Below are 2,379 nucleotides of genomic sequence, written 5' to 3' on the forward strand. Positions count from 1 at the left end.
TCTAACCTTACCAAAATCCGCCTAACTTGAACTAATAAACGTTCTGGGTCAGTTTCATTACTAATACTAAATACATAAGCCCGTGATTCTTCTGTTTGCTTCACCAAGTCAATTGTTGCCTGTTCGTCATACCACTTAGCAAACAAGAATTTAACCATTGCATCAACCGCTTCTTGTGGCTGCAAACCCTCATTATCTCTCAGAATAGAGTGACAACCAGAATGCGTATCTCCCAAAACCTCCCGAAACTTATCACGGGATAGGGGCGTGAGTCCTGTTTGAATCCCATCTGGTTCACTAGGATTAAAGATTACAGTATAAAAACTATGCTGTACGGCTTCACGGGCGCTTTCATACTTCTGTGGTATGTTAGCCGGATTTTGGTAAGGATTAGTAAAATCGGAGAAAGGCATGAAGTTATTGCTATGGGAGACAGACTACACAGTAGATAAATGATATGCGATCGCAGGCAATAGAAGCCCAATATTTAGGAAAATAATAAATTTATCACTAATTACAATTTAAAAAAATAATTCATCTATTGTCAAAATCTAGTTTTATCCCGTCATGCTATCCAACAAATGTTCTATCGTCGCATCAGTCAAAAAGATGTAAAAACTGTGATTTATTATGGAGAAGTGATAGAAGAAAATCCTGATGATACACCCTAGCCCAGTTATCTAATATTGGATTTTATAGAAGGTAAGCCGATTCATGTTGTATTTTCCTACGATGAAGCTACAGATACAGGATATGTAGTAATACCAATTTTGTATGAAGTTGCATAGAATTAGAAAGCTAAAACCTTTGCTTGGCAATCCTTTCACCCTTATCCTGTTTCATGCAGCTTCACAATAATTTGGTATAACAGCTTATATTCCTGATATTAATATTTGGTTAGATGGTTTTACAACTAGGAGACAAAGATAATGAAATGCGTAATTTGTCAGCATGGAGAAACTAAACCTGGTTTAGTAACTGTGACATTAGAAAGAGACGAATGTATTATTGTTTTAAAAAAAGTTCCAGCAGAAATTTGTGATAACTGCGGTGAATATTATTTAAGTGATGCAGTTACAGAACAGGTTTTAGAAAAAGCAGAGTCAGCTATTAATAATGGAGCAGAATTGGAGATTCTTAGATATGCAGCTTAGTGTTATTGTTATGCTTTTTTTGCACCAAATTGCTTTTCTCTACAACCACTAAACAGGAACGTGTATTTTTAGTGATAGCTGCGATCGCCATTCGCAAAACGTCTTCCAGAGAAGACATCGCTTTTGAGTTAACATAGACATAAAACAAAGTAATTGTTTATTTTAAATTATGCTATCTCAACCAATTTCAACAGTTTTACCCCAAATACGCGAAAATTTAAAACAACTCTATGGAGAACAATTAGACAAACTAATTTTATTTGGTTCACAAGCCAGAGGAACAGCACAACCAGACTCAGATATTGATATTTTAATTGTATTGAAAGATGTCTTTAACTATTCTCAAGAAAGTGAGAAAATAAGTCAAATTATTGCTGATTTATGTTTAGAATATAACGTTTTAATTAGTTGTGCTTTTGCTACCAGTGAACAACTAGAAAATTATAATAGTGGTTTTTTTCGTAATGTCAGACAAGATGGGTTATTAATATGACCCCTGAACAACAAAGACTCTTAGAAAAAGCGGAGAGAAGTTTGCAAGCAGCAGAAGAACTCAACCAAAAAGGTTTTGCTGAATTTGCAGCATCTCGTGGCTATTACGCGATGTTTTATATTGCTACCGCTTTTTTAGAAGGGGAAGGATTTGCTTACTCTAAACATTCAGCCGTAATTGCTGCTTTTGGAGAAAGATTTGCACGTCCACAACGAGTTCCTCGTGAATTTCATCGTTATTTAATTGATGCAGAAAGAACTCGTTTACGCGGTGACTATGATACTGATCCTAATATTACGCAAGCTGATGCCGATCAGATTATTCAAAGAACTATCGAAATTCTTAATTTTGCCAAAACAAATATTGACTCTCTATCCCCTTGAACAAGGACAAAATGTTGAATGTCAATTTGAATTTGCCGATAGCGTTTAGTCAGAGTTTTGAGACGGCATTTGAAGGGAAGTGTAAAACGAACTTCTGCCATAAATCTAGGCTTCGATATCGTCCCAAAGCTCTGAAACTGGGAAAGTTTGTCCAGCTGCTGCTTGTCGCACAGACTCTTGCAAATCGGCTAATATTTGTGCTTTTGGCTCTTGTTCATCGATCCAAGCTAAACCACTGGCGTTATCAGAATTTATGGAACTTATAAGCTTTTGCCAAAGTTCTACAGGGACGAGTACATCTGTTGTTTCTCCATCTACGTTGGTGACATAACGAAGCCTAGATTTATGG

7 protein-coding genes are annotated in these 2,379 nt (G+C 36.1%); 4 read left to right on the forward strand and 3 right to left on the reverse strand.

Annotated features, from left to right (window positions below; genetic code table 11):
• Nucleotides 1-413 (reverse strand): hypothetical protein (locus LC574_RS36000; RefSeq protein WP_229458404.1); only part of this gene is annotated, 413 nt, incomplete at its 3' end.
• Nucleotides 414-536: 123 nt separating this feature from the next.
• Here LC574_RS36000 and LC574_RS39520 point away from each other — a divergent pair.
• Nucleotides 537-671, forward strand: a complete 135-nt coding sequence (locus LC574_RS39520; RefSeq protein WP_368736779.1) for a DUF4258 domain-containing protein — start codon at nucleotides 537-539, stop codon at nucleotides 669-671.
• A gap of 258 nt (nucleotides 672-929) precedes the next feature.
• Nucleotides 930-1,154 (forward strand): type II toxin-antitoxin system MqsA family antitoxin, encoded by a 225-nt coding sequence (locus LC574_RS36005; RefSeq protein ID WP_229458405.1) that lies wholly within the window; start codon nucleotides 930-932, stop codon nucleotides 1,152-1,154.
• Here LC574_RS36005 and LC574_RS38405 read toward each other — a convergent pair.
• Complete coding sequence (locus tag LC574_RS38405) at nucleotides 1,138-1,272, reverse strand: hypothetical protein (protein ID WP_267871798.1); 135 nt, start codon at nucleotides 1,270-1,272, stop codon at nucleotides 1,138-1,140. The two genes, LC574_RS36005 and LC574_RS38405, sit on opposite strands and share 17 nt — an antisense overlap.
• Nucleotides 1,273-1,323: 51 nt before the next feature.
• Here LC574_RS38405 and LC574_RS36010 point away from each other — a divergent pair, with 51 nt between their 5' ends.
• Together LC574_RS36010 and LC574_RS36015 are read left to right on the forward strand one after the other, a co-directional pair.
• A complete protein-coding gene (locus LC574_RS36010; protein ID WP_229458407.1) occupies nucleotides 1,324-1,647 on the forward strand; it encodes a nucleotidyltransferase domain-containing protein in 324 nt (107 codons plus the stop codon).
• On the forward strand, nucleotides 1,644-2,030 hold the full coding sequence (locus LC574_RS36015) for a HEPN domain-containing protein (RefSeq protein WP_229458409.1): 387 nt from the start codon (nucleotides 1,644-1,646) through the stop codon (nucleotides 2,028-2,030). The genes LC574_RS36010 and LC574_RS36015 overlap by 4 nt, the downstream gene beginning before the upstream one ends.
• Nucleotides 2,031-2,135: 105 nt before the next feature.
• On the opposite strand, the gene LC574_RS36020 is transcribed toward LC574_RS36015, so the two are convergent.
• Nucleotides 2,136-2,379 (reverse strand): hypothetical protein (locus LC574_RS36020; protein WP_229458410.1); only part of this gene is annotated, 244 nt, incomplete at its 5' end.

Origin of the sequence: Nostoc sp. CHAB 5715 (genome assembly GCF_020829685.1) — a bacterium.
Taxonomy (GTDB): domain Bacteria; phylum Cyanobacteriota; class Cyanobacteriia; order Cyanobacteriales; family Nostocaceae; genus Nostoc.

Coding starts and splice junctions, on each gene's coding strand:
- LC574_RS36005 (WP_229458405.1), top strand. CDS start 930: ATGAAATGCGTAATTTGTCAGCATGGAGAAACTAAACCTGGTTTAGTA.
- LC574_RS38405 (WP_267871798.1), bottom strand. CDS start 1,272: ATGTCTTCTCTGGAAGACGTTTTGCGAATGGCGATCGCAGCTATCACT.
- LC574_RS36010 (WP_229458407.1), top strand. CDS start 1,324: ATGCTATCTCAACCAATTTCAACAGTTTTACCCCAAATACGCGAAAAT.
- LC574_RS36015 (WP_229458409.1), top strand. CDS start 1,644: ATGACCCCTGAACAACAAAGACTCTTAGAAAAAGCGGAGAGAAGTTTG.